The sequence below is a fragment of the Geobacter benzoatilyticus genome (assembly GCF_017338855.1).
GTDB classification, from domain to species: Bacteria; Desulfobacterota; Desulfuromonadia; order Geobacterales; family Geobacteraceae; genus Geobacter; species Geobacter benzoatilyticus.
Map to the genome: position 1 here is coordinate 3,416,492 of NZ_CP071382.1, position 26,394 is coordinate 3,442,885.

24 protein-coding genes are annotated in these 26,394 nt (G+C 56.3%); all 24 read right to left on the reverse strand.

Annotated elements, in window-relative coordinates; all coding sequences use genetic code 11:
* Nucleotides 1-5: 5 nt before the first annotated feature.
* Entirely contained in the window at nucleotides 6-1,316 is a 1,311-nt protein-coding gene (locus JZM60_RS15870; protein WP_207163365.1) for a 3-deoxy-D-manno-octulosonic acid transferase, read from the reverse strand.
* 47 nt (nucleotides 1,317-1,363) lie between these two features.
* A complete protein-coding gene (msbA, locus tag JZM60_RS15875) occupies nucleotides 1,364-3,094 on the reverse strand; it encodes a lipid A export permease/ATP-binding protein MsbA (protein WP_207163366.1) in 1,731 nt (576 codons plus the stop codon).
* Entirely contained in the window at nucleotides 3,094-4,248 is a 1,155-nt protein-coding gene (gene lpxB / locus JZM60_RS15880) for a lipid-A-disaccharide synthase (protein ID WP_207163367.1), read from the reverse strand. The genes msbA and lpxB overlap by 1 nt, the downstream gene beginning before the upstream one ends.
* Before the next feature lie 69 nt (nucleotides 4,249-4,317).
* Nucleotides 4,318-5,412 carry a DegT/DnrJ/EryC1/StrS family aminotransferase gene (locus JZM60_RS15885; RefSeq protein WP_207163368.1) on the reverse strand — a complete coding sequence of 365 codons (1,095 nt, stop codon included), beginning with the start codon at nucleotides 5,410-5,412 and terminating at the stop codon, nucleotides 4,318-4,320.
* A gap of 8 nt (nucleotides 5,413-5,420) precedes the next feature.
* Nucleotides 5,421-6,353 carry a Gfo/Idh/MocA family protein gene (locus JZM60_RS15890; protein ID WP_207163369.1) on the reverse strand — a complete coding sequence of 311 codons (933 nt, stop codon included), beginning with the start codon at nucleotides 6,351-6,353 and terminating at the stop codon, nucleotides 5,421-5,423.
* 36 nt (nucleotides 6,354-6,389) lie between these two features.
* Nucleotides 6,390-7,160, reverse strand: coding sequence for an acyl-ACP--UDP-N-acetylglucosamine O-acyltransferase (gene lpxA / locus JZM60_RS15895; protein WP_207163370.1), 771 nt, complete (start codon nucleotides 7,158-7,160; stop codon nucleotides 6,390-6,392).
* A 2-nt stretch (nucleotides 7,161-7,162) separates the two neighbouring features.
* Entirely contained in the window at nucleotides 7,163-7,615 is a 453-nt protein-coding gene (gene fabZ / locus JZM60_RS15900) for a 3-hydroxyacyl-ACP dehydratase FabZ (protein WP_207163371.1), read from the reverse strand.
* A 1-nt stretch (nucleotide 7,616) separates the two neighbouring features.
* The gene (lpxD, locus tag JZM60_RS15905) at nucleotides 7,617-8,654 is read right to left on the reverse strand and encodes a UDP-3-O-(3-hydroxymyristoyl)glucosamine N-acyltransferase (RefSeq protein ID WP_207165639.1); all 1,038 of its coding nucleotides are present in this window, start codon (nucleotides 8,652-8,654) and stop codon (nucleotides 7,617-7,619) included.
* A 3-nt stretch (nucleotides 8,655-8,657) separates the two neighbouring features.
* Entirely contained in the window at nucleotides 8,658-9,179 is a 522-nt protein-coding gene (locus JZM60_RS15910) for an OmpH/Skp family outer membrane protein (protein WP_207163372.1), read from the reverse strand.
* A gap of 65 nt (nucleotides 9,180-9,244) precedes the next feature.
* Entirely contained in the window at nucleotides 9,245-11,503 is a 2,259-nt protein-coding gene (gene bamA / locus JZM60_RS15915) for an outer membrane protein assembly factor BamA (protein WP_207163373.1), read from the reverse strand.
* A 48-nt stretch (nucleotides 11,504-11,551) separates the two neighbouring features.
* Nucleotides 11,552-12,229 (reverse strand): ABC transporter ATP-binding protein, encoded by a 678-nt coding sequence (locus tag JZM60_RS15920; RefSeq protein ID WP_207163374.1) that lies wholly within the window; start codon nucleotides 12,227-12,229, stop codon nucleotides 11,552-11,554.
* On the reverse strand, nucleotides 12,222-13,493 hold the full coding sequence (locus JZM60_RS15925) for a lipoprotein-releasing ABC transporter permease subunit (RefSeq protein ID WP_207163375.1): 1,272 nt from the start codon (nucleotides 13,491-13,493) through the stop codon (nucleotides 12,222-12,224). Before JZM60_RS15925 ends, JZM60_RS15920 begins: the two co-directional genes overlap by 8 nt.
* 77 nt (nucleotides 13,494-13,570) lie before the next feature.
* Nucleotides 13,571-15,046 (reverse strand): lysine--tRNA ligase, encoded by a 1,476-nt coding sequence (lysS, locus tag JZM60_RS15930; RefSeq protein WP_207163376.1) that lies wholly within the window; start codon nucleotides 15,044-15,046, stop codon nucleotides 13,571-13,573.
* 125 nt (nucleotides 15,047-15,171) lie between these two features.
* The gene (locus JZM60_RS15935; RefSeq protein WP_207163377.1) at nucleotides 15,172-16,152 is read right to left on the reverse strand and encodes a hypothetical protein; all 981 of its coding nucleotides are present in this window, start codon (nucleotides 16,150-16,152) and stop codon (nucleotides 15,172-15,174) included.
* A gap of 44 nt (nucleotides 16,153-16,196) precedes the next feature.
* The gene (locus JZM60_RS15940; RefSeq protein ID WP_207163378.1) at nucleotides 16,197-16,661 is read right to left on the reverse strand and encodes an FKBP-type peptidyl-prolyl cis-trans isomerase; all 465 of its coding nucleotides are present in this window, start codon (nucleotides 16,659-16,661) and stop codon (nucleotides 16,197-16,199) included.
* 17 nt (nucleotides 16,662-16,678) lie between these two features.
* Entirely contained in the window at nucleotides 16,679-17,155 is a 477-nt protein-coding gene (locus JZM60_RS15945; RefSeq protein WP_207163379.1) for an EVE domain-containing protein, read from the reverse strand.
* Between the two features lie 17 nt (nucleotides 17,156-17,172).
* The gene (locus tag JZM60_RS15950; protein WP_207163380.1) at nucleotides 17,173-18,414 is read right to left on the reverse strand and encodes a DUF1015 domain-containing protein; all 1,242 of its coding nucleotides are present in this window, start codon (nucleotides 18,412-18,414) and stop codon (nucleotides 17,173-17,175) included.
* Between the two features lie 32 nt (nucleotides 18,415-18,446).
* The gene (locus JZM60_RS15955) at nucleotides 18,447-19,226 is read right to left on the reverse strand and encodes an NlpC/P60 family protein (protein WP_420907826.1); all 780 of its coding nucleotides are present in this window, start codon (nucleotides 19,224-19,226) and stop codon (nucleotides 18,447-18,449) included.
* Nucleotides 19,227-19,246: 20 nt separating this feature from the next.
* Nucleotides 19,247-20,366, reverse strand: a protein-coding gene (prfB, locus tag JZM60_RS15960) for a peptide chain release factor 2 (RefSeq protein WP_207163382.1) whose coding sequence is annotated in 2 segments (ribosomal slippage) — nucleotides 19,247-20,296 and nucleotides 20,298-20,366 — 1,119 coding nt in all. Because the reading frame shifts where the segments join, the coding sequence is not laid out codon by codon here.
* 28 nt (nucleotides 20,367-20,394) lie between these two features.
* Entirely contained in the window at nucleotides 20,395-21,951 is a 1,557-nt protein-coding gene (lnt, locus tag JZM60_RS15965; protein ID WP_207163383.1) for an apolipoprotein N-acyltransferase, read from the reverse strand.
* Nucleotides 21,951-22,805, reverse strand: coding sequence for a hemolysin family protein (locus JZM60_RS15970; protein ID WP_207163384.1), 855 nt, complete (start codon nucleotides 22,803-22,805; stop codon nucleotides 21,951-21,953). Before JZM60_RS15970 ends, lnt begins: the two co-directional genes overlap by 1 nt.
* 43 nt (nucleotides 22,806-22,848) lie before the next feature.
* Nucleotides 22,849-23,631 (reverse strand): diacylglycerol kinase, encoded by a 783-nt coding sequence (locus tag JZM60_RS15975; protein WP_277603759.1) that lies wholly within the window; start codon nucleotides 23,629-23,631, stop codon nucleotides 22,849-22,851.
* A complete protein-coding gene (gene ybeY, locus JZM60_RS15980) occupies nucleotides 23,624-24,076 on the reverse strand; it encodes an rRNA maturation RNase YbeY (RefSeq protein WP_207163385.1) in 453 nt (150 codons plus the stop codon). The genes JZM60_RS15975 and ybeY overlap by 8 nt, the downstream gene beginning before the upstream one ends.
* Nucleotides 23,973-26,384 (reverse strand): HD family phosphohydrolase, encoded by a 2,412-nt coding sequence (locus tag JZM60_RS15985; protein ID WP_207163386.1) that lies wholly within the window; start codon nucleotides 26,382-26,384, stop codon nucleotides 23,973-23,975. Before JZM60_RS15985 ends, ybeY begins: the two co-directional genes overlap by 104 nt.
* Nucleotides 26,385-26,394: the final 10 nt, after the last annotated feature.

Consider the following 26,394-nt stretch of genomic DNA (forward strand, 5'->3'; position numbering starts at 1 on the left):
CCTCACTACCTCGCTCTCTTACTACCTCGCTCAATAAGCGGTTCAATAATATCCATATGCCGGGCAGCCGCGCCCCCCTGCTCCGTCATGAGACGGATGCCGTTTTCTCCCATGCGCTTCCGGGCGTGTTCATCAGCCAGCAGGCTACGCAGCACCCCCTCCATGCCTTCGCGGTCCTGAAACTGTTCGCCGGCACCGGCGGCAATCACCAAAGCTGAAATTTCACGGAAATTGTGCATGTGCGGACCAAACAGAACCGGCGCACCGGCCGACGCAGGTTCAAGGAGATTGTGACCGCCCACGGGGACAAGGCTCCCCCCCACGAAGACCACATCAGAAAGGGCATACAGGTTCATGAGTTCGCCGATGGTATCCACCAGAAGCACCCCCCCTGCCTCCGGCGCCCTTGGCCCGTTGAGGGCCGAGCGCCTGACAAAGGGAATCCCCTTACCATCGATGAGCGCGGCCACCTCGGCGGCCCGCTCCGGATGACGCGGGACGAGCACCAGAAAGAGCTCCGGGAAATCAGCCATAAGCCGGGCATAGGTTTCCACAACGGCTTCTTCCTCTCCGGCGTGGGTGCTGCCGGCCGTCAGAATACGCAATCGTTCCGGCAAGCGGTAAAGGCGGCGCAATTCGTCCCGAGCGGCCGGGTCGAGTTCCTTAACCGGCAGGTCGTACTTGAGATTGCGGGCCACAAACACCCTCTCGGCCGGAGCGCCGATGGCGACAATTCGCCGCGCATCCTCGTCGCTCTGCATGCACAGGGCAGAGAGCTCAGCCAGAATGGGAGAGAAAAAACAGGAAAATTTGAGGTAACGTGGGAATGAACGGTCAGAAATGCGGCCATTGACCATAACCGCGGGAATTCCCCTGCGACGGGCGTGACGGAGGAAGTTGGGCCAGATCTCCGTTTCGACCACAATGACCATCGAGGGAGCCACCAGCTTCAACGCCCTGGAAACGGCGAATCCGAAATCAAACGGGAAATAGATTACAACGTCCGCCTCAGGGATAGTCACCGCCACCGAACGCCCGGTTTCGGTAACCGAGGAGAGGACGATGGGCCGTTCGGGGAAGCGGCGCTTCATCTCCCGCAAGAGCGGCTTCACCGCCATGGTTTCCCCAACCGAGACCGCGTGGACCCAAACTGGCCCCTTGCCTGCAATTTGGGACAGTTTACCGGCAGGGATAAAACCGAAGCGCTCCCCGAAACCGGCAAAGCTGCGCCCCCGGCTCACTGTCCGCCAGACATGATGGATCAGAATGAGGGGAGCAATAAGGATCAGCAGGATGTCATAAATCAGAAAGAACATAGAAACCGCCTTAACCACACTTCCATGCCGACAGCCCTATCGGTCTGTTAGTTACCGCCGTCCCTGCTGAACTGCATGTCGTAGAGCTTGCGGTAAAGCCCGTTGCGGGCCAGGAGTTCATCGTTTGTTCCCACCTCCACCACTTCTCCCTTCTCTATGACCACGATGCGGTCAGCGTGGAGAATTGTGGAAAGCCGGTGAGCAATGACGAAAGTGGTTCTGTTTTGCATGAGATTGGCAAGGGCCTTCTGCACCATGTGCTCACTCTCGGTATCCAAGGCACTGGTAGCCTCATCCAGCAGCAGAATCGGCGCATCCTTGAGAATTGCCCTGGCAATGCAGAGACGCTGGCGCTGGCCGCCGGAAAGCCGTACCCCCCTGTCGCCTATGTTCGTTTCGTAACCATCAGGCATTTCCATGATGAAATCGTGCGCGAATGCCGCCCGCGCGGCCTGTTCCACATCCTCAAGGGAAGCATCGGAGCAGCCGAGGCGGATATTGTTGGCAATGGTTTCATTGAAAAGAACCGTTTCCTGATCCACCAGGGCAATTTGGCGGAGCAGGTCGTCGAGGCGCAACCTTCGCACGTCAATCCCGTCGATAAGCACCTCTCCGCCGGTAACATCGTAAAAACGGGGTATGAGCGACATGATGGTGGTCTTGCCCGCCCCTGAAGGGCCCACGAGGGCCACGACATCACCGCGGCCGGCTTTCAGCGAAACATTGCGCAGCACCTCCTCATCATTGTAGCGGAAAGAGACATTGCGAAGTTCTACATCACCCTTCGACTTCCCGAACGCGACCGGCTCCGCCGGGTCCTCCACCTCGGGCCTCTGGTCAAGGGCATCGAAGACACGTTCGGCCGCCCCCACCGACTGCTGGACGGTATTATACGCACTGAGCACTTTCTTGATGGGGGAGTAGAGCATTACCATCGCCGTCAGAAAGGAAAAAAACTCCGACGCCGACAGTTCCCCTGCCATCACCCTCCGGCCGCCGAACCAGATTACCCCGGCCACCCCCAGGGAGGTGATGACCTCCATGACCGGCGTATGGAGAGCCGCGTATTTGATGCTTTTACGGAGATTGCGGTACATCGTGAAATTGGTTCGATTGAACCGCTCGACCTCTCTCCGCTCCAGGCGAAACGCCTTGACCACCTTGATGCCGGTAAAAGTCTCCTGGAGGATGCTGGTAATTTCTCCCATCTGTTCGAGGGACTGTTTTGCGAGGATTTTGATCCTCCTGCCGATTTTCTGGGTGGGAATTGCGGTCACAGGAAGCACAATAAACGTAATGAGGGCCAACTGCCAATCACGATAGAAAATGACTCCCAGCAGTCCGATGGCGGTTACCCCATCGCGCAGCAGCCCGGTGATTACGTTGGCAACCCCCTGCTGCATCTGCCCCACATCGCTCATGATCCGCGACATGAGCATCCCCACGGGGTTGTCGAAGAAATACCGCAGCGACAAATCCATGTGCTTGCGGTAGATTTCGTTGCGGATATCCTGAATGGCAAGCTGGCTGGCTGTACGGATGTAATATTCCTGGACATAGCGGGCCACCCCGCGAAGAAGGAATACGATAATCACCGCCACCGGCAGCAGGACGAAAATCATCGTGTCCTTTTCGCTGAAAATCTTTTTCAGAAGGGGTTCTACCATATAGGCGATTGCCGCATCGGTGCCCCCAACGGCAAAAGACGCAATCATGGAAATGGCAATCCGCCATCCATAGGGCCGGCTGTAATGCAGAATACGTTTGAAGGTTTCCATCAGTTTGACTTCCCCAGAAGCCCCAGCGCAAGCCCGGCAACCCGCTCCGAGCATCCCCCGGAGCCTAGTTTTTTCTTTACATCGGCAAGCTTCGCTTTTGTTTCCGCGGTATAACCCGCATCATCCAGATAGCGGCCAATTTCGCCTGAAATGCGTTCGGCAGTGACTTCATGCTGGATCAGCTCGGGCACTACCCGCTCACCGGCCACGATGTTGCAGATACCGACATTCTTCACCCGGATGAGCCGCTTCCCGATTTCGTACGTAAGGGGAGAAACCGTATAGATAATCACCATCGGCACCCCCATCAGGGCAACTTCAAGGGCAACGGTCCCCGACACCGTTACAACGGCATCGCATACCTGTATCACATCGTAAATCTTGTCTCTGGCAACAACCACATCCAGGCCCGACTCCGCCAGTTGGGGGTAGATGTCACCGTCGGCGAGGCTCGATGCAAGCGGAAGAATGAACTGGATGCCGGGATAACGTTTCTGGAGCAGTTTCGCACTCTCAAGAATAACGGGAAGCAGGCGGGCTATTTCTCCATGCCTGCTTCCGGGGAAGAGTCCAATAACCCGTCGCTCGGGATCAATCCCGAAGGCCGCCTGGGCCCCGGTACGGGACATGGAGGGAGAAACCTTATCCGCCAGGGGATGCCCCACACAGGTGACCGGCACCCCCTCCTTTTCGTAAAAGGGTACTTCGAAAGGAAACAGCACCGCCATGTGATCCACGTAACGGGCAATGGTTTTCACCCTTCCGCTACGCCAGGCCCACACCGTCGGGCTTATGTAATAGAGGACCTTTACCCCTGCCCGCTTCGCCACCCGCGCCACGAGCAGATTGAAATCGGGGTAGTCGATGAGGATCAGGAGATCCGGCGGATTGGACTTTATCTCCCGTTTCAAGGTCGAGAATGCCCGGTAAATGACCCCGAAATGGGCCAGAACTTCCACCAGTCCCACAACGGCCATCTCGGATGAATCGACGATGGTTTCTACACCCGCGTCCCGCATATGCGGACCGCCGACGCCGTAAAAGGAGAGCGAGGGGTCCAGCCGCAAGGCCTCTCTTACCAGGTTCGAGCCATGGAGGTCTCCCGAGGCTTCACCGGCCACGATCATCACGCGTTTTTTCTTTTCTGTATCCATGTGAATACAAAGAGACGCCCACTTTGGGCGTCTCTCCCTTTCATGCACTAAAAAATTGTCTGGTTACGGCTACCTGACCGACGTCACAACAGCAGCTACCCGCCGGACCTGTTCGTCCGTCATCTCGGGGAAAATGGGAAGGGACATGCAGCGCGATGAAACGTCCTCAGCCACGGGGAGCACCACCCCTGAGTAATCGGGAGCAAAGACATCCTGCTTGTGGAGCGGAATCGGATAGTAAACCGCCGAAGCGATGCCCGCATCGGCAAGGGCTTTCATAATCGCGTCGCGGCGGTCGGTAAGAAGCGTGTACTGGTGATAGATATGGGTCCCAATGCCGTCCTCAAACGGCGTGACGACACCGGCATCGGCCATCAGGCTGCTGTAGAGGTGCGCCACGCGGCGGCGCCCTTCGTTATATTCCCGGATATGCTTGAGCTTTACCCGCAGAATCACCGCCTGGATCTCGTCGAGACGGCTGTTGAAACCGATGACCGAGTGGTGATAACGAACCTTGCTCCCATGGTTGCGGAGGACTTTAACCTGTTCGGCCAGTTCGGGGCAGGATGTGGTGATGAGCCCGCCGTCTCCGTAGCAGCCGAGATTCTTGCTGGGGAAAAAACTGAATGCTCCGAACGCCCCGAAGGAACCGGTCATGCGGCCATCAACATCAGCGCCGAAAGATTGGGCGCAGTCCTCGATCAAGAGAAGTCCGTGCTTGGTGCAAATGGCCTGGATGGCCGACAAGTCGGCCGGTTGGCCAAAAATATGAACAGGAAGGATGGCGCGGGTTTTCGGAGTTATGGCCGCTTCGATCTTTGCGGGATCGATGTTGAAACTGTCGGGCAGCACATCGACGAAGACCGGTACCGCACCCACGTATCGGATTGCCTCGGCAGTGGCGATAAAGGTGAAAGGAGACGTTATAACCTCATCGCCCTCCTTGATGCCGGCCGCGGCAAGGGCAAGGTGAAGGGCATCGGTCCCGGAGGCCACGCCTATGGCGTGCTTTACGCCGAGAAACGCCGCAGCTTCTTCCTCGAAGGCCGTCACATTGGGGCCGAGAATGAACTGTGTCTTTTCAAGCGCCTCCAGGATACCCCGGTTAATCTCTTCTTTTACGGCATTGTACTGAACCTTCAAATCCACCATAGGAATATTCATGGCTACCCTCACAGATTCCTGCTGATTTTGAGCGCAGTTTCCAGCGCACGCTTGCCATCCTGGCCGGACACCACCGGTTTCGCACCGGTTTTGACACAGTCGAGGAAAGAGGCTATCTCTTCCTTTAGGGCATCCCCCTGTTCGAATGATGTCTCCTTCATATCAATTGCCGGGATACCCGGGAACATTTCCCCGTTCCCCTTGCGGAACACAGCCAGCTTTTTATTCTGGAAATCAACCGAGATGTAGGACTCCGACTGGAAAATCCGCATCTTCCGCTCGCTCTTGAGGCTGATTCGACTGGCGGTAACATTGGCCACGCACCCGTTCTCGAACAGGATACGGGCGTTGGCGATGTCCTCTTCGTCGGTAAAGACAGGGGCGCCGATGGAGCTTATATGCTTCACCGGCGAACCAACTATGGTCTGGATAATATCGATGTCATGGATCATGAGATCAAGGACCACGTTGACGTCGGTACCGCGGGGCTTGAAGGGCGCAATCCTTACCGACTCTATGAAACGCGGGCCGGTCAGAAACTCCTTGAGACCGACAATGACCGGATTGAACCTCTCCAGATGCCCCACCTGGAAAATGGCCCCCTTGTCTTCGGCAATCCTAATGAGCTCGTCGGCCTCCTCGACGGTGGTCGTGATGGGTTTTTCCAGAAGTACGTGCACGCCACGTTCAAGGAACGCACGCGCCACCTCGAAATGGAATTGGGTCGGGACCACAATGCTGACAGCGTCGACCTTGTCGAGAAGATCCCGGTAATCGGTGTAGGCGGTTGTGCCTACCTTGGCGGCGACTTCCTCCGCACGCGGCCTGCTGGTGTCCACAACGCCCACCAGTTCAGATTCCGGGAGCTGGGAAAACTTCTCAGCATGGAAAAGACCAAGGTAACCGACTCCGATAACTGCGGTACGGATTTTTTTCTCCATCGTTAGCTTCCCTCATTCAATGCTGAATTTGCCCCATCAGCGGCAGATACCTCTTTTGGACTTCTCGGCAAACTCGATAAAATGAGAAATTTCGGGCGACATCGGCACCTCTTGCCGAATCCGCGCGATGGCCTCTTCAAGGCGCAATCCCGAACGGATAATGAGACGATATGCCTTCTTTATGGAAGAAATGACCTCTGGGGAAAAACCGCGGCGCTTCAGTCCGATGGTATTGAGTCCGCCCGAAGTGGCGTGATTGCCGCTGGCAATCGTGTACGGCAGGACATCCTGCGCAACCATTGCGCCCCCTGATAGCATTGCGCTCTCGCCGACAACAGTAAACTGGTGCACTGCGGAAAGGCCGCCGAGGATGGCGAAATCTTCCACCTCCACGTGCCCCGCGAGGGTGGCGCCGTTGGCCATGATGACCCGGTTGCCGACAATGCAGTCATGGGCAACGTGGCAGTAGGCCATGAAAAGGTTGTTGTCGCCGATTACTGTTTCGCCGATGCCGGTGACCGTTCCGGGCTGGAGCGTCGTAAACTCCCGGATGATGTTGCGGTTGCCGATACGCAGCCAGGTTTCCTCACCCTTGTACTTCAGATCCTGGGGAGTGCCTCCCACCGAGGCGAGATTGAAGATCTGGCATTCCTCGCCGATCTCGGTCCAGCCATCAATAACCGTGTGCGCGCCGACCTTGGAACCGCGGCCGATACGGACGTGTTCGCCAATAATGGTATAGGGGCCGATCTCTACTCCATCAGCTATCCGGGCGCCGGGGTGAACAATTGCAGTGGAATGAATCATGGTCAGAGCCTGACCTGGTCGGCAAAGGTTGCTTTGAGGTCAGCTTCGGTCGTCACCTTCCCGTTGACAGACGCTTTCGCGCTGAAGCACCAAATCCCGCGCTTGCATCCGGTGGCCATGACCTCAATACGGAGCTGATCGCCCGGAACCACCGGTTTGCGGAACTTGACGTTATCGATGGCAGCGAAATAGCAGACCTTGTTCCGGACCTCGTCTCCCAAAGCAAGATAGGCAAGGATGCCGCCCACCTGGGCCATGGCTTCGATAATCAAAACCCCCGGCATGATGGGGTGGCCGGGAAAGTGCCCCTGGAAGAAAGGCTCGTTTATCGTTACGTTTTTAAGCCCCACAATCCGTTCTCCCGGTACATGCTCCACAACCCGGTCCACCAGGAGGAAAGGATAACGATGGGGGAGTATTTTCATAATTTCATCAATATTAAGAATAATATCCATTTCAGACTCCTTGCTTCGCTTCCAGTTCCCGGACTCGCTTCTCCAATTCAGCCACGGTCTTCTTGAGATCAGGCAATTTCGGCAGCACTGCCGATGAACGGAGCCATTCACGGTGACTGAAGGCCGGTATGCCGCTCAACATCGAGCCGGCAGGCACATTGCCGGGAATCCCGGACTTTGCACCGACCATGACGTTGTCCCCTATTGTCAGATGCCCGGCAACACCCACCTGCCCGGCGAGGGTCACCCGCTTGCCCAGCTTGGTGCTGCCGGAGATACCCACCTGGGAAACAATGGTGCAGTTCTCGCCAATGATGCAGTTGTGGGCGATCTGGACAAGGTTGTCGATCTTCGTCCCACGGCCGATGACGGTCGCGGTGAGAGCAGCCCTGTCGATGGTGGTGTTGGAACCGATTTCCACATCATCCTCGATTAAGACGATTCCGAGTTGGGGGATTTTATAGAATCCGTCGCCGTCAGGGGCATAGCCAAACCCGTCGGAACCGATAATCGTCCCGGCGTGAATGGTTACCCGATCTCCGATTCGGCACCCCTGATAGACAACGACATTGGCATGAAGCGTCACATCGCTGCCAACCGAGACCCCTTCGTAGAGGACCGCTCCCGGATGCACCGTAACCCTGTCCCCCAGCGTCACGCCATCACCCACAACGGCACCGGGATAAACGGTCACGTCACTGCCCATGGTAACGTCCCTGCCGACAATCGCTCCTTCCATAACCCCTTTCGGAGCGTGGGAAGCCACATGGAACAAAGTCAGGAGCTTGGCGAAGGCAAGATAGGGGTTCGCAACATGAATGGCATTTCTGCCGTGGCGCTCGGCCCCTGGCGGCAGCACTACCGCTCCGGCACCGGTAGTGGCAACCTTCGACGCATAGCGGGGATTGGCAAGGAAGGTGATCTGGTCGGAAGAAGCATCATCAAGACTGGAAACGCCGGTGACGGTTTTCAACTCGTCACCGGCAACTGTTCCGCCAAGGTATTCCGCCAGTTCCCTGAGGGTTCGTGAAATCGCCATCATCTATTTCTTCCGCGACGTATTGAATATTTTGAGGATTTCGTCAGTGACGTCGGCCTTGTCGTCCACATAAATCATCCCCTCGTTCCGGATGAAAATGAACGAGTAGCCGTTTTTCCTGCCGTAATCCTGGATGACCTTCTCCATGTCCTCGATGATCTTTTTGGTAAACTCTTCATCCTTCGTCTGGAGCTCATCCTGGGCGTCCTTCGTGAACCGCTGGAATTCCTTCAGCTTCTGCTGATAGTCCTTTTCTTTGTTACTGCGGGCAGCCTCGGCGAGAAGGACACTCTGCTTCTCCAGTTCGTCCTTGAGCTTTTTCAGCTCCTCCTGCTTGGCATTGATTTCGTCCTGGTACTTCTTGACCTTGGCGGCAAGCTGTTCTTTGGCTTCCTTGCCGGATTCGGAAAGGTTTAGGGCCTTCTGCATATCGATGTAGCCGAGCTTGCCCCCCTCAGCTCCAAAGGCAACCGAGGCAAGTATCAAAGAACCCACGATAGCTGCTGTTGTGACGAACCTTTTCATTGTTTCTCCCTTTCGTGCCGTAATATTGCGAAACAGATCGTTGCGGGCGGTCCGCGCCTCTCCTGTCAGAAGAAGGTCCCGATGGAAAACTCGAACCGGCCGCTCGACTTGTCGACTCCGTCGCGCGGATTGATGGGAATACCGTATTCCAGGCGCAACGGTCCCAGGGGCGATACCCAGCGAATACCGGCACCGTAACTCATCCTGAAGCTGGAGAACATGGTTTCTCCCTTGTCGTAGACGTTGCCCACATCAAAAAAGGCAACTCCCTTGAGGCCTGCGTCCTTGATTAGCGGGAAAGTGTATTCGACGTTGAAGATTGCTTCCTTGTTGCCGCCAATAAATGATTCATCACCGTCGGCAGCGATTTTGTAAGGGCTGATGCTTCTTCCTTCGTAGCCACGGATCGTATTGATGCCGCCGGCAAAGAATCGTTCGTCAATGGGGACATCCTTGCCTATCCCCTGGATATAACCGAGAGAACCCCGCAAGCTGAGAACCGTAGACCACTTTACCGGGAAGAACAGCGAGGTATCACCGCCATACCGTATGAAACGGTTCGTGCCTCCGAGACCGGCAACCTCAATGGAGAGGTTGTTCACCATGCCGCGAGTGGGGTCCAGATGGTAATCGGTAGTGTTCCTGGTCAAGCTCGCGGAGATCGAACTGGTCGTAGAAGTCGTTTCCGGGATTATATCGTCGCTATCCACATCCACGTCGAAAATCTTTTTATCTTCGTACTTGTACATCCAGAGGGTCCGCATTGTGTCGCTCAACGGATAACCCGCCTTGATGTCACCACCGGTGGCGCGGCGCGTAAAGTCCAGATAGTCGCGCTCGGTGCGGTAAAGGTCAACGCCAAGGGTCCAGCGGGTATCAAGGAAATATGGGTCGGTAATGCCCACGTTGTAGGTCGAGGAACTCCCCCCCAACGAAGCAGCGAGGTTAGCCTTGAGACCAAGCCCCAGGAAGTTCCCCTGGGAGACGGAACCCTGTCCGATTAGTCCATCGAGGGAACTGTAGCCGGCACCGATGCTGAATGTCCCGGTCGGCTTCTCCTTAACCTCCACGTTCACATCCAGCTTGTTGTCGGCGCTCCCCTTCGCGGTGGCGATGTTCACCTCCTCGAAGAATCCGAGATTCATGAGGGTCTGCTTGCTTCTCTTCAAGCCGGTACTGCTGTACGTATCACCCTCTACCAGCTTGATCTCGCGACGCAGGACCTTGTCGCGAGTCTTGGTGTTTCCGAGCACATTAATCCGGTCGATGAATACCTTTTCGCCCTTCTCGAAATCAAAGGTTATATCAACGGTTTTCGTATCGGAATTAACCTTGGAAAGCGGTGTTACGTTGGCAAAGGCAAACCCCTTGTCGGCATAGAGATCGGTAAGGTTCAGCACGTCCGTGCGAAGGCTGGAGCGGTTGAAAATTTCTCCGCTCTTGAGTCGAAGCCCTTTGGCAAGGAACTCTTCAGTCTCGAGGAGATCACCTTTAAACCCGATAGTGCCGGTCTTGAATTGTTCGCCCTCGGTAATGCCGATGGTGACGGTAAGGCCGCTTCGGTCATCCATAAGCTTGATTTCGGGTTCGCCAACCTTCACGTTCACGTAACCATTGTTGAAGTACAGGTCGGCAATGAGGTTTACGTCGTTCTTGAGAACTTCGTCCTTATAGGTTCCGGCGCTTGTCAGCCAGGAAAGAAACCATTTCTCCTTAGTCTCCATGACCTTGCGAAGTTTCTTGTCGGCAAAGGACTTGTTCCCTTCGAACCGGATCTTCTTGATGAGAACCTTCTTCCCCTCGGTGACGCTGACTATAACCCTAACATCGGTATCGGAGCGCTTTTCGCTCTTAACATCGACCTCGGCCAGGTAATATCCCTCGTCGGTATAGAGCTTTTTCACCTTCTTGGCGCTCTGGGTCATCTCTTTCTGGGAAAAGATGCTGTTCGACTTGAGGCCCAGGGCTTCCCTGACTTTATCGGTGGATATCTCCTTCGTCCCCTCGATTTTTATCTCACGGATAATCGGTTTTTCCACCACCGTGTAGACGAGGATCACACCGCCATCGGTCTTCCGGGTTTCAGCATTTACATCCTGAAACTGTCCCAACCGGTAAATGGCGCGAATATCCGCGTCGGCCGATTCCACGTAAAAAATATCGCCGGCCTTCAATTTCAGGGCATTGATAATGGCCGATGTGTCAATCCTCCGGTTGCCCTTCACCTGGAGATCAACTATTTTCTCCCCTTCGGCAAAGGCACCATGCGCCGTAAAAACGACCGCCGCCACAATTCCGGCTCTAGTTGCATGTAACTTGATCACTGCTCCCCCGGGAGGATGAATTGATAGGTACTTACAGATCTTCCCACGCTAACCGGCAAGAACTCGGCCATCCAGAAGACGGACCGTCCGGCCCATGCGGGAAGCAAGTTTCTCGTTATGGGTTACTATGACGAGAGTAACTCCCCGCTTACGATGAATTCCTTCAAGGGTTTCATGAACTTCGTCGCTGGTCTTCATATCCAGGTTACCGGTCGGTTCATCGGCCAGAAGAAGCTTCGGCGAAAGAATCAGGGCGCGGGCGATGGCGACCCTTTGCTGTTCTCCACCCGAGAGTTCTCCGGGCTTGTGGGTCAGCCGGTGCGCCAGCCCCACTTCTTCCAGCAACTCACGGGCCGGGGCCATAGCCTCGGAGCGTTTCGTTCCGGCAATCAGGAGCGGCATCATGACGTTCTCCACCGCCGTAAACTCCGGCAGCAGATGGTGAAACTGAAATACGAATCCGATGGAACGGTTCCGGAATGAAGCCAGGGCCGCCTCGCTCAACCGGAATACATCCTGCCCCTGAAAAAAAACGTTGCCTGATGATGGCCGGTCCAGGGTACCCATAATATGGAGAAGGGTACTTTTGCCGGTTCCCGATGCTCCCACAAGAGCAATGGTTTCCCCCTCGGCCACCGTCAGGTTGACCCCCTGCAGGACATCAACACGCGTCTCGCCAGCTCCGTAGCTCTTGGTGAGTTCAGTCACCTCAAGGAGACTACTCATAGCGCAACGCCTCCGCCGGCGGCAGCTTCGATGCCTGCCAGGATGGATAGAGGGTTGCCACGAGAGAAATAAGAACAGCCGTCACGGAGATCAGGACGACATCGGACAAGACCACCCGGGAGGGGAAATGGTCAAGATAGTACACATCCTTGCTGAAAAGCTCGAAACCGGTCAGTTTCTGTATGATATCGACAATGGGCTCCAGATTGTAGGCCACGAGGAGACCACCAACAACTCCGATTACGGTCCCTGCAATGCCGATAATGAGCCCCTCCAGCACAAAAATCTTCATTATGCTCCGCCCAGTGGCCCCCATGGACTTGAGAATCGCAATATCCTTGGTCTTCTCCAGAACCACCATGAAAAGCGTTGAGGCTATGCCGAACGCAGCTACCAGTACTATCAGTGTCAAAATGATGAACATTACCATTTTTTCCGTCTTCAACGCAAAAAGAATGTTCTTGTTCATCTGCATCCAATCACGGGCATAAAAGGGGAAACCCAGGTAGCCATTTATCTTCTTGACCAGCTCGCCGGTCCGGTAAACATCCTTGACCCTGAGCTGTATCCCGGTCGCGACATGGCCCATAGAAAGGAACTGCTGAGCCTCGTCAAGCCCCACATACGCAAGGGTGGAATCATACTCGAACATTCCGGTATTGAAGAGGCCCACAACCCGGAACTGCTTCATCTTCGGGACCATGCCCAAGGGAGTAATGTTTCCGAGGGGAGAAATGACGTTAATCGTATCGCCGGTGTAAAGATTAAGCGAGCGGGCAAGTTCCCTGCCGACAATGATGCCGGGCAGGGGAGGCTCCTGGGAGGCGAGTGGAAGGGGAGACCGTTCCAAATCTCCGAGTTTCCCCTCCACGAGGGAGCGGTGCAGGTTGGTTACCTGTGGATCGGTCGCCACGTCGATGCCGCGAAGCACCACGCCGGAAACGTTGGAACCGGAGGAAAGCATGACCTGGCTGTAAATGAAGGGCGTTGCAGCCTCGACCCCCTCAATCTTTTTCAACCGGTTCATGAGCGCCGGATAGTCTTCCATGGCGCCGCTTGACTTCAGAACGACCACATGGGCGTTTGTACCGAGAATCTTATCCTTCAGATCCTCTTCGAAGCCGGTCATTACCGCCAGAACGATGATAAGAGCCATCACTCCGAGGGCTACCCCCGCTGTGGAGATAAACGTAATAATTGATATGAAGGTCGACTTCCGCTTGGCCTTCAGGTAGCGGAGACCGATTAAGAGCTCGTAGGACATTTTAAATCCAGGGACCGGGGACCAGGGACCGGGGACCGGCAGAAGGCCCCGATTCTAGATCCGCTTTCAGTCTACCGTTATTTTCCCTTACGAAGTTGGGGGAAGAGGATGACATCGCGAATGGAAGGGGAATCCGTAAGGAGCATGACAAGACGGTCGATGCCTATTCCCTCTCCGGCAGTCGGCGGCATGCCGTATTCAAGGGCCCGAATGTAATCCTCATCCATATAATGGGCTTCTTCGTCGCCTTTGGCCTTCTGTGCCACCTGGCCCAGGAAGCGCTCCTTCTGGTCAACCGGGTCGTTAAGCTCCGAAAAGGCGTTTGCCATTTCACGACCGGCACAGAAGAACTCGAAGCGGTCTACGATATCGGGATCCTTGTCGCTTTTACGGGAAAGTGGCGACACCTCCGTGGGATAGGCGGTGATAAAGGTCGGCTGGATAAGCTTTGTCTCTGCAACCTCTTCGAAGATTTCCGTTATCAGCTTGCCGTAGCCGACATCAGCCGGCAGTTCAAGCCCTATCTTCTGGGCATAGGCATAGGCAAGATCTCGGTCTTCAAGGGATTTCGCATCGATGTCGCCGTACTCGAGGATCGCCTCTTTGACGGTGAGCCGCTTCCAGGGGCGCTGGAAGCTGATCTCCGTCCCCTGATAGGTGAAGTCAAGGGTCCCCAGAACCTCCTGGGCCACATGACAGAGGAGCTCTTCGGTGAAATCCATCAAGTCCTCAAAGGTCGCATAGGCCTGATAGAACTCCATCATGGTGAACTCGGGATTGTGGCGAACCGAAATCCCCTCGTTGCGGAAGTTGCGGTTGATCTCGAAAACCCGCTCGAACCCGCCGACCACCAGCCGCTTCAGGTAGAGCTCGGGAGCAATGCGGAGGAACAGCTCCATGTCGAGAGCGTTATGGTGGGTGACAAATGGCCGGGCCGTGGCACCGCCGGGAATGGGCTGCATCATCGGCGTTTCCACTTCGAGAAAGTCGTGCGAAACCATGAATTCGCGAATCAGATTAACAATACGGGAACGCTTGACAAAAACATCGCGAACCTCCGGGTTCACGATCAGGTCCACGTAACGCTGGCGATAACGGGTTTCCACGTCGGTGAGGCCATGGAACTTCTCGGGCAAGGGCAGAAACGACTTGGTAAGGAGCCGGACCTGGCTCACGTTGAGGGAAAGTTCGCCGGTCTTGGTGCGGAACGGGGTACCTGTGGCCCCAATGATATCTCCGATATCGAAGGTTTCGAAGGCTTCGAAGGCCTCGTCACCGATGGTATCCTTGCGGACATAGAGTTGAATTCGACCCTTGCGGTCCTGGAGCTGGATGAAGGCAGCCTTGCCGAATGAGCGGCGGGCAATGATCCGCCCGGCGATGACGAACGTGTCGGCACCTTCCTCTATTGTCTCGCACTGGCCGTACGCTGAAATTACATCGGCAGAAGTATGCCGGGGTTTATAATCATTCGGATAGGGGTTGATTCCCGCTTCCCAGAGGGCATCCACCTTGCGCCGCCTCTGGAGCAACAACTCGCTCAGTTCTTCCATGTGCCTTGTAATCCCTTTCTCGGAGCCGGTTTCTACCGATTTAACAAACGTACAAATTAGCCCACGGACTGTGTCAAGTCAAGACAAAACCGGGAATCCCGCACTGGCTCCAGCGTGTCTATTCTTCAGATCCCAAGGCTTCCGGCGACAAGCTCTCCCGCCTCGCCGGAAGAGCTCCCCGCAAAGCTGACATGGCCCACATACTCGCCTTTCATGTAGCAAGCCCCCGCTCCGGCAGCGAGAGTTTCCCCCGTGGTATTTCTGAAGGTGAACTTTACGCCCCCCTGAGGAACCGGGAGCGCTTCTTCCCGCTCCACCGGCATGTTGTACCGGGCCACGGTAGCGAGGGTTCCCGAAATGGGAACAGGTGCAAAACCGGCCTTCGCATCGGCCATACGGGACGGCACCACCGATGTTTTATCCCGTGTCGCCCTCGGCAGTTGCGCCTTAACCGTCACTTCAACCATGCCGTTTCCACCCAGCCTGAAATCATAAACAGGAGTCCAACCGGCACCGTTGGTGAGGTAGCTGTAAACAGCCCCTCCTTTTCCCGACAGCCACACCCGGGCGACACTGCCGCCAATACCACCCTCCTTCTTCAGGGCGGCAATGCGGGCATCGATCGCCCTGAGCCCCTCCTCCGTCTTGCGCCGCCCGCGATAAACCTCCTCGAGCTGAGCAACGGCATAGTCGGTTCCCTTCCTGATGGTTTCCAGTGGATGGGGATTGGTTTTCGTCTTGCGGGGGGCTTTGCTGCTTTGGGACTTGGCTGCCGACGTGAATATCTCCTGACGGACTTCCAGGGCTTTCAGCCGGTCTTCCAGGATGCGGCGGCGCTCGACAAGGTCCTTCATTTCCCGGTCCGCCCGGGGATCCGGAGAAGCGGGACTCATCTCCACGCGTGTCACGGAACCTTGTCCAACGTGCCGTACCCTGAAAGAACCCTGGATGTAGTTGCCGGGGAGCGGCAGTTCGAGATAACCCTTCGGCGCGGAGAGCGAACTCTCAACCCGCGTTCCGTCAAGGTAAAAGGTAACGCTTTTCGTTGCCGCAACAGCAGACGACGCGGCGAACAATACGATGGCAGCTACAAGCAGAACCCTCATATGCCCTCCCTGGCATGTCAGTCTTAATGCATGGGCAGCACCGGTTACTGTGCCACCTCAAGCAACTCGACTTCAAAAATAAGTGTCGCATTGGGCGGAATCACGCCTCCGGCGCCGGCCTCGCCGTAGCCGAGCTTTGCCGGCACCGTTAACCGGCGCTTGCCGCCGGCCTTCATGGTCATGACCCCTTCATCCCAGCCGGGAATCACCTCGCCGGCACCAATGGTGAAAACAAAGGGCTCGCCACGATCTACGGAGCTATCGAACTTGGTCCCGTTCTCCAGCCACCCCGTATAATGGACCTTGACCGGCTTTCCGGAGACAGGACTTGAGCCACTTCCAACCACAATATCCACATAGGAAAGCCCGGACGGTGTCGTGACCGCAGCCCCGGACGCAGCAGCAGGTTTAGGTGCCTCGGTTGATTTTGTATCCTTGTCGGAGCAGGCAGCAATGGTTACCCCGGCAACAAAAAGAAAAAGGATCAGAAGTTTTTCGACAGACCTCACAAATGCCTCCTCATTAATCAGTGAACTCCACCTAAGCGGAGAATGTGCTCCCACTCCTGACGCGTCACCGGCTGGACCGACAGGCGGCTTCTTTTTAGAAGGACCATGCCGGAAAGTTCGGAATGCATCTTCATCTCATTGAGGGTTACCGGCGTTTTCAAGGGACGGACATACCTCACGTCTACCATGAACCATATGGGATTATCACTGCTTGCCCGGTGGTCGAAGTGCTCGGCCCCGGGGTCAAGGGCAGTCCAGTCGGGATAGCCTCCCCTGACCACCTCGGCAATGCCGACCACAGCCGGTTCCGCTATGCTGCTGTGGTAGAAGAGAACCCCGTCCCCCGGCTTGATTTCGTCCCTCAGCAGATTCCGGGCCTGGAAGTTGCGCACTCCGTCCCAATGCTCCGTACTGTCGGGGCATGCCTTAAGGTCATCGAATGAAAAACAGGACGGTTCGCTCTTGAAAAGCCAGAAGCGGCGGTCACGGGTCACTCTCGGCCTCCGCAGCGCTACGAAAGCTTGTGGACGAAAAGCCCGCTGCGGAGCTTTGGCTCGAACCAGGTCGACTTGGGCGGCATGATCTGCCCGGCATCGGCCAGTTGCATCAACTCTCCCATGGAAGTCGGGTTGAGTGAGAAGGCAATCCGGTAGTCTCCGCCGTCCACCAGCCGCTCAAGTTCTTCAGTCCCCCGGATCCCCCCCACAAAGGATATCCGCTGATCGGTGCGCGGATTGCGGATGGCCAGAAGCGGGCTCAGGAGGTTATTCTGGAGGATTGAGACATCCAGGCATGAAACGGTATCCTCCTCGGCAAAGCTCCCCGGTTTGGCAACAAGCTGGTACCAGCGTCCCTCCAGATACATGCCGAACTCGTGCCGCCGCGAAGGGGCAAATCCCTTGGCTGCCGGAGTTATGGCAAAGCTCTCGCTGACGCGTGCCATAAGTTCGGCGACCGAGTGGCCGTTCAAATCCTTAACTGCCCGGTTATAGGGCATGATATTCATCTCGCTGTCAGGGAAAATGACCGTGAGGAACCAGTTGTATTCTTCATTGCCCGTATGGCCGGGGTTGGCTGAGCGCCGCAACTCGCGCACCCGCCCGGCAGCGGCGCTGCGATGATGGCCGTCGGCCACGTAAAGGGTTTCAATGGCGGCAAACCGCGCCGTAAGCTCATCGATGACAGCCCTGTCGGAAACAACCCAAAGGGTATGGGTGACGCCATCGCCAGTGGTGAAGTGGTAAACCGGCTCGCCATCCGCCACCTTTGCCACGAGGGAGGTAATTACCGGATCGTTGCGGTAGGTGTAGAAGACCGGCTCGTCATTGGCGTCAAGGTAATCAATATGCTTTACCCGGTCCTCTTCCTTGTCGGCCCGGGTCAGTTCATGCTTTTTAATAACCCCGCTCTCGTAGTCGTCAACGCCGGCACATACCACCAGACCGGTCTGCTCAATGGCCCCCATCTTCTGGCGGTAGACGTAATAGCACTCATCCCGTTCCGGCACGAGGGTCCCCTCGGCAATGAAACGCGCCATATTTTCCCGGCCCGTCACGTAAACGTCCTCGGCGTAGGGGTCCACTTCGGAGGGAAGATCTATTTCCGGACGGGAAATATGGAGAAAGCTGTAGGGATTCCCTGCGGCCATCTCCTTAGCCTCAGCGACGTTCATGACATCGTAGGGGAGAGCGGCCACTTTTTCGGCAAGGGATTTGGGAGGGCGCAATGCCCGAAAGGGTTTTATCAGTGCCATGGAATTACCTCTTTTTGGAAACTTCGTCCTAATTAAAAATAGCGGCGACCGCCCATGAACTTCTTGGCAAAGTAGTTTTCGTCGAGGGAAGAGACCTTGATGTCATCCCCACGGCGCGGAGCATGAACGAACCGATTGTCGCCCACATAGATGCCCACATGGTTGATGCTCTCCTCTGATGAACCGAAAAACACGAGATCGCCATCCTTGAGGGCATCACGCCCCACGGGGTCTCCCACCTTGAACTGCTCGCGGGAGGTGCGGGGTATGTTTACTCCGCAGAGATTATAGACGGCGCGGGCGAAGCCGCTGCAATCCATCCCGTCCACAACCGTATTCCCGCCCCACCGGTAGGGTATCCCCACAAAGCGTTCAGCGGTACGCGCGGCAATCATCCCCATATCCTTCTCAATGTCCGGAGATTCGGGGCGCTTTTTTCGCGGTTCTTCGGGAATTCGTCCCATAGTGGCCGCAGGCTCCCGCTTCAGAACGGTTTCCCGCCTGCCGGAAATTTCCTGAGGGGGAGCAATGAAATAGGTACCGATGAGGCCGTCGGAAACAAGTTTGCGGGCTTCCCTCTGGGCGGCCTGCTTGGACGGAAAATCGCCAAAGCGGACGGCATATAAGCCGTTGTCGCGCTTGAAGTAGAACGCTTCGATTCCGCGCGCCTGGAGTTGCGCCGCCAGACGCTCGGCGTTCCTGACCTCGGAAAAGGCTCCCACCTGAATGGCATGCCCTGCGCGGGAAAGTCCGGTCAGCGGGGCGGCACAACCGGTGGCTACCAGGAGGGAGGCCACAACGAATACCGTCATGTAGAAGACAAATCTCTGCATCAGTCGATAGTATCCTTAACATCGCGGCGCACACCCATGAGGAAGGCAACGATGAATTCTTCCAGATCGCCATCCAGAACCGCGTCGGGGTTGCCGGTTTCGACGCCGGTTCTCAGGTCCTTCACCATTTTGTAAGGGTGCAGCACGTAAGAGCGGATTTGACTCCCCCAGCCAATCTCCTTCTTTTCCCCGCCGATCTCGGCAGCCTTTGCCTCCCGCTCCCGGAGTTCCTTCTCGTAGAGCTTTGCCCGGAGCATCCTCATGGCGGTGGCCTTGTTCATGTGCTGGCTCCGCTCGCTCTGGCTTGCGGCAACAAGGCCGGTGGGGACATGGGTAATGCGGACGGCCGAATCAGTCGTGTTGACATGCTGGCCGCCAGCGCCGCTGGAGCGGTAGGTATCAATCCGCAGATCCGACTCTATGATCGTCACCTCGATATCGTCTTCGATTTCGGGGAAGGCGTAAACCGAGGCGAATGAAGTGTGACGCCGGGCATTGGAGTCAAAGGGGGATATCCGCACAAGCCGGTGGATACCGGCTTCGGCCTTAAGATATCCGTATGCATATTCACCGTCAACGGTAAAGGTGGCGGACTTGAGCCCTGCCTCGTCGCCGGCCTGGTAGTCGGTTATCTCGGTCTTCCACCCCTTGCGTTCGCAATAGCGGAGGTACATCCGCAGCAGCATCTCGGCCCAATCCTGGGCCTCGGTGCCGCCGGCCCCCGCATTGATGGAGAAGAAGCAGGTACTCTTGTCATGGGGCCCAGAAAGCATACGCTGAAACTCGGCCCCCTCCACATCTTTCTCCAGCTGGTCATTGAGCGACCGGACCTCCTCCAGGGTAGCCTCGTCGGCGGCCTCCTCGCCAAGCTCTATCAACACCCGCACATCATCGGCCTGCCGGTTGAGGCGATCCCAAAGGTCCAGTATTTTTTCGATCCGCGTGCGCTCCCGGAGGAGCTGCTGGGCCTTGTCATTGTCATCCCAGAAACCCGGCGCGGCAATCTGCGCCTCCATCTCCTGGATGTCTTCCCGCTTGCTGTCTATGTCAAAGAGACCCCCGGAGCTTGGCGATTCTCTCCGAGAGATTTTCGATACGGGCTACTTCTTCTCTGAACATCTAGGTACTCCTTTAAAATGATGAATTCTTACGATTTCCTTCTTGTGAACGCAAGCGCCGCAACAATCAGCGCCCCTCCGAGACATCCCCAGGCGAAAATGTCCCCGTAGCGGTTATAGAAAGTTTCTCCCTCGCCCAGTCGTACTTCGCCGTTCAGTACTGACTCCCTGAAAAGCGGGGTCATCCCGCGGATGTGTCCCTTGCTGTCGATAATGGAGGTTATACCGGTATTGGCAGCCCGCACCAGCGGCACGCGGTTCTCCACGGCACGGAAAACGGTCATGGAAAGATGCTGGTACGGAGCCGAAGAACGGCCGAACCAGGCATCGTTGGTGATATTGACCAGAAGACGGCTGCCGGCGCGGACATAGGCCCGGGAAAGCTCCGGGAAAATTCCCTCGAAGCATACAAGAATGCCGATTTTTCCCTTGCCGGTATCCAGGGCGGCCACCTGGGCGCCGGGCGTAAAATCGCCTATTCCAACAACGATCTTGTGCACAAAGGGGAGAAAACTCGCCATGGGCACGTATTCGCCGAAGGGGACAAGGTGAATTTTGTCGCTGCGGCCGAGTACGTCTCCCCAAGGTGAGAGGAGAAATGCACTGTTCAGGTATTTAAGGCTCTCTCCGCTTTTTTCGTAGGCGGGGCTCCCGAACACGGTGCAGGTATTGAGCTCCCTGGCCAACCCCTTGATCCTGGCGGCATACCGCGCTTCGTCCTGGAAGTAGAAGGGGGCGGCACTCTCCGGCCATACAAGGAGGTCTGCCGGAGCGGCAGCACAGGCCTTGCGCGAAAGGCGCTCATAGATGGCGACGGTTTCTTCCTGAAACTCCGGATCCCATTTGATGTTCTGATCGATGTTCCCCTGAATGAGAGCAACCTTGAAGGGCGCCCCGTTCTCGGGAACATGGAGGCGATTGAAACCGTAGGCAACGGTGGCAATGAGCAGTACAAGCAGGAACAGGGCACTCTTGACCGGATAAGGGGCAGGCTCCCGTGACGCGAATCCGCGTACGATCCGAAAGAAAACCACGTTCGCAAGGGCAATGATGAAACTAAGGCCATACACCCCCGCAACGTCGGCAATCTGAATAAGAGGGAGAGTGCGGTACTGGCTGTACCCGAGGCTGGCCCATGGGAACCCGGTGATCAGAAAAGCTCTTGCATACTCAAGGCCTACCCAGAGGAGCGGAAAGGAGACAAGGAGGGAAATCCCCCGATCCTCCCCACGCCGAACCACATACACGACTGCGGCTGGATAGAGGGCCAGGTACGACACAAGCATCGAGAGAACGCCGATGCTTACGATCCAGGGGAGCTTTCCGTAGGCAGTGACAACAATGGTTATCCAGTAGAGGATACCCGCATAGGCGGCAAGCCCTGAAATGAACCCCAGGCGAAAGGCCTCGCCCGGCGACTTCCGGGCACAGGCGAGAAGGAGCGGAACAAAGGCGACCCAGGCCAGCGGAGAGATCCCCGGACTCGGAAATGAAAGGGCAAGAAGTGCTCCCGAAAGAATCGACAGCAGGTAGTCGCGCCAGGGCACGGCATCCAAATGGGGCAACCTGAATCTGCTATAGTCCACTACCCCTCTGCCTCCTCAGACACGCCGACAACCCGTTCAACCCGAATTTTCCTGATATTGCGCTCGCCCCCTTCAAGTATCGTCATACGCAGGGTCCCGTTTTCAATTTCCTCGCCGACCTTGGGAATCCGGCCCGTCAGATGAAAGATAAGACCGGCTACCGTATCGAACTTCTCCCGCTCGATTTCAATGCCGAAATATTCCTCCAGGTCCTCGATTGGGAGGCGGGCATCCACGAGAATAGCGCCGTCGGGCTCCTCAACGAGCCAATCTTCCTCCACGTCATACTCGTCCTGAATATCTCCCACGATCTGTTCCAAAAGATCTTCGATGGTCACGAGCCCAGAAGTGCCGCCGTACTCGTCGATGACGATCGCGATGTGGACCCGCTTGCGCTTGAACTCCTGGAGGAGCTCCTCCAGGTTCTTGGTTTCGGGAATGAAATACGGTGTCCGCAGGATCCTTTTGATATTGATGGATGTTTCGCTCATCCCCCAATATTTCAGGAGATCCTTGGCGTAGATGAGGCCGACTATGTTGTCCACGGTCCCGTCGTACACCGGAATCCGCGAATGGCCGCAGGCGATGATGGTCTTAAGGACCTCTCCCACCGGAGTATCTACCGAGACTCCGGCCATGTCGGTTCGCGGCACCATGATCTCCCTGACGACCGTGTCGCGCAGTTCAAAAATTGAGCGGATCATCTCGTTTTCTTCGGGATTGATGAGCCCCTCTTCTTCACTTGCGTTGATGATCTCCTGGATCTCTTCTTCGGTAATCCGCTTTCTGCCGATCAAAAACCTGCCAAACATGTCGAGCAGACCGGAGCTTTTCCTGCCAGAGCCTTCGTCCAAGGCCTATTTTCCTCCCTCATTCATGGATTAGTACGTAACAGATTTACACAAACCGGAACAGCAGCAGCACCACCAGGGTGATTGCCGATCCGGTAACCGCGCCGAAAACAACCTCGCGTATGGTGTGAATGCTGAGCAAAAGCCGCGAGTGGCTAACCATTACGGCGAGAGTTATGGTCAGTATCGAGATGAGCGGATCCTGGGTATTCAAAGTTACCAGAGTGGCAATGGAAAAGGCCACCGCCGCGTGGCCGCTGGGGAGCCCCCCCTGAAGCGGGGTCCCCCGGCCGGAAAGCGACTTGAGGATCACCACGACGATCACAACCGCCAGCAAGGCCACCACCGCCCCCATCTCCGACGGGGTACCTATCATGGCGAGCGCCTCCTTGTAAATGGGAAAAATGTAATGGGACAGGATCAGATAACCCATGACCGCAGCGCCAATAGTTGCCACGAGCACTGCGCCGGCAGCCACATCCTTGGCCACCTTGGCCAGGGGATGATACTCAGGCGAAACCATGTCCACAACCGCCTCTACCGCCGTATTCATCAGTTCGGCAAAGAGCACGAAGGAGACGGACACCGCCAGGAGAGTGAACTCAAGTGCCGACACCCGCAGGAAAAGCACGGCGAAAAGCAGTACCAGCGCCGAGAGAAAGTGCGAACGCATATGCTTCTGGGTGCGCGTGGCCCAGAAAATCCCCTCGATGGCGCAGTTGACGGAATCGATAAATCGAGACGGCTTCAAGGGGTCGCCATTGGGTGCCATGGCAACGCCTTCGCGCTTGCCCTCCCCATCTCCACCGTCTTTTCGGGTGCTAGACAAGCCCTTCCCTCTCCAGAAGCGCGAAGATTTCCCGCTCCTTCGCCTCCATGCGCCGGGCCTCAGCCTCACCGCTACGCTCGTGGTCGTAACCGACGATATGGAGAATTCCGTGCAGCATAAGGAAACAAAGCCGTGACCAGAAGGGTATCCCCCCCTCCTCCGCCTCGCGGGCAGCCGTATCGGCGGAGATGATCACGTCGCCCAGCATTCCCGGATTTATCCCCCCAAATTCCCCCTCGTTCATGGCAAAGGAGATAACGTTAGTGGGCCGGTCCTTGTCAAGGTAGTCCCGATTGACGCGCCTGATGCCGCGGTCTCCGGTAATTACCACGGAAAGCTCGCTATCGGGATATCCCAAGGCGCTTAATATCCTCTCCGCCACTTTTCTTAGGTTTGGCGTCCCGATCGGGTTCCGCCTCTGCCGATTCGATATTGTTACCTTCAATGGGTTTCTTACCTCCGGGGAGTTTCTCTTTTTCCTTGTAGGCAGGCTCAGGGTAGTCGATACGGTGATGGTAGATGCCGGCCAGAATCCGGTTGAAGCTTTTGGCTATTTCGTGAAGGTTTTTCAGGGTCAACTCGCATTCGTCAAGCTGGCCATCTATGAAGATATTGTTGATGATCTTCTGCACCAGCCCCTGAATCCGGTCAGGCGTTGGGTTCACAAGGGTGCGACAGGCAGCCTCAACGCAATCGGCCAGCATGACGAGCCCCGCCTCCCTCGACTGGGGCTTGGGCCCGGGATAGCGGAAATCCCGCTCGTGGATGACCTGCCCTTCACCGGCCTGGGTCTTCGCCTTCTGGTAAAAGAAGCTCATGAGGGCTGTGCCGTGAGACTGCTGGATGATATCGACGATGGGGCGCCCCACCCGGTGGTCCCTGGCCAGTTCAACCCCTTCCTTCACATGGGAGATGAGGATAAGTGCGCTCATGCTTGGGGCGAGCTTATCGTGGCGATTGTCGCCCCCACCGGTATTTTCGATGAAATACTGGGGTTTGCTCACCTTCCCGATATCGTGATAGTAGGCTGCAACTCTTGCAAGGAGGGGATTTGCGTTAATCGTTTCAGCCGCCGCCTCCACCAGGTTCCCCACGAGAACGCTATGATGGTAAGTGCCGGGCGCCCGGACCATGAGTTCCCTCAGAATCGGCGAATTGAGATTGGAAAGTTCCAGAAGCTTGATATCGGTCACATAGTGAAAAACGGTTTCGACAAGCGGTATGATGCCGGTAACCACTGCCGAGCAGACAAGCCCTCCCACAAGCGCGAATATGGCACACCAGATGGTCTGAAGAGAAAGGAAACTGTCGCTCATGGTCTGGAAGGCCAGCGCCATGGCAAAGTTCACCACGCTCACCTTCAGACCGGCAGTGTATATCCGGCTGCGGTCCTTGCAGTGTCGAACGCCGTGGGCTCCGACAATACCTCCCAGCAGGGCGTAAACCACCACGAAGAGGCTGTTGTTGAACATGATGCCGATAAGCGGTGCCGTCATCGCCGTATAGACCATCGCCACCTCTGAGTTGAGGATGATCCGGATCAGCATCGGCCCGACAGCAAACGGAAAGAGGTAGAAGTAATCGCGAACATCGATAATGGGAAATGGCGTGCCCAAAGTCGATGAAATCGTCAAGGCTATTTTCAGCAGGAAAAATATCCCGGTCGTCACCAGGGATATGAGAATGATGTCCTTGGTGACCGGGTTGAATTTCCGGATGTTTTTACGGGCAAAGCGGTAAGGGAAATAGAGGATTACCAACACGAGGCCAAACAGGCCGATTCCGACAAAAAACTTGTTGATGTCTCCGCGGGCAGCGGAAATCATTTCAAGCTTCTGGACCTGCTCGGCGGTGACCCGCTCTCCGACCCGAACAATCATCTCCCCCTGTTTTACTTGCAGGAGGACTGGACGGACGGCTTCCGAAGCCTTGGCCTGGGCCTGCTCGGTCAGTACCTTGCTGAAGGCTAAATTCGGGCGGACTCCTTTCGCCACCAGTTCCAGCAAGGTGCCGATCTCGCGGGGGGAAAGCCCGGGGGCGACAATTTTCGCCTTTTTGACAAGCTGTACCGCCTCGGTCATTTCAATGGGAGAAACCGTGTAATCCATCTGCCCCATCGACTCGCCGGTGCGGACATCAACAAGGACGATACCATGGGCCATATCGGCGGCAAAAGTCCGCTTATCGACAACTATTTTATTGGAATAGATTGTCTGCGCCACCCCCCGCACCTGATCCATCAAGGCATCATCAGCCGCAAGCCGCATGAGCGCCGCTTTCTCCTCAGGGGAGAAACTGAAGCCGAAAAGACTTTTCAGCGACTCGTCCAGCCCCGCGTTATCCTGCGAAGGCGTGGCGATTGCCGCCTGTCGGAGCAGGGCAAGGGCCTGTTCAATGCGCCCCACCAGTTCGCCGGCCTCCTCCTGGGCAACGCTATACACGTAAGGAACGGCGGCCTTGGCTTCGAGGCGCTTTTTATCCGTCAGCAGGCTGTCCTCAAGAAGATAATCCTGGGTTGCCCGTATATCAGCAGTTGCTATATCACCTTGCTTGTACTTGACTGAAAGGAATTCCTGGCGGGGCAGGATCAGAAGTGTGAGGAAAAAGGCGGTGAGAAGCAGCAGTATTCGCCGGTTCCTCAGTTCATGGCGGGGATCCGAGAAACGGCTGAGAAAATTGTCTAAGATTCTTCCGAGTGAATGCGGAAGAGAACCACGTATATCCTGGCCGGTATTTCCGCTTTGGGAGGGCATGACGATTTCT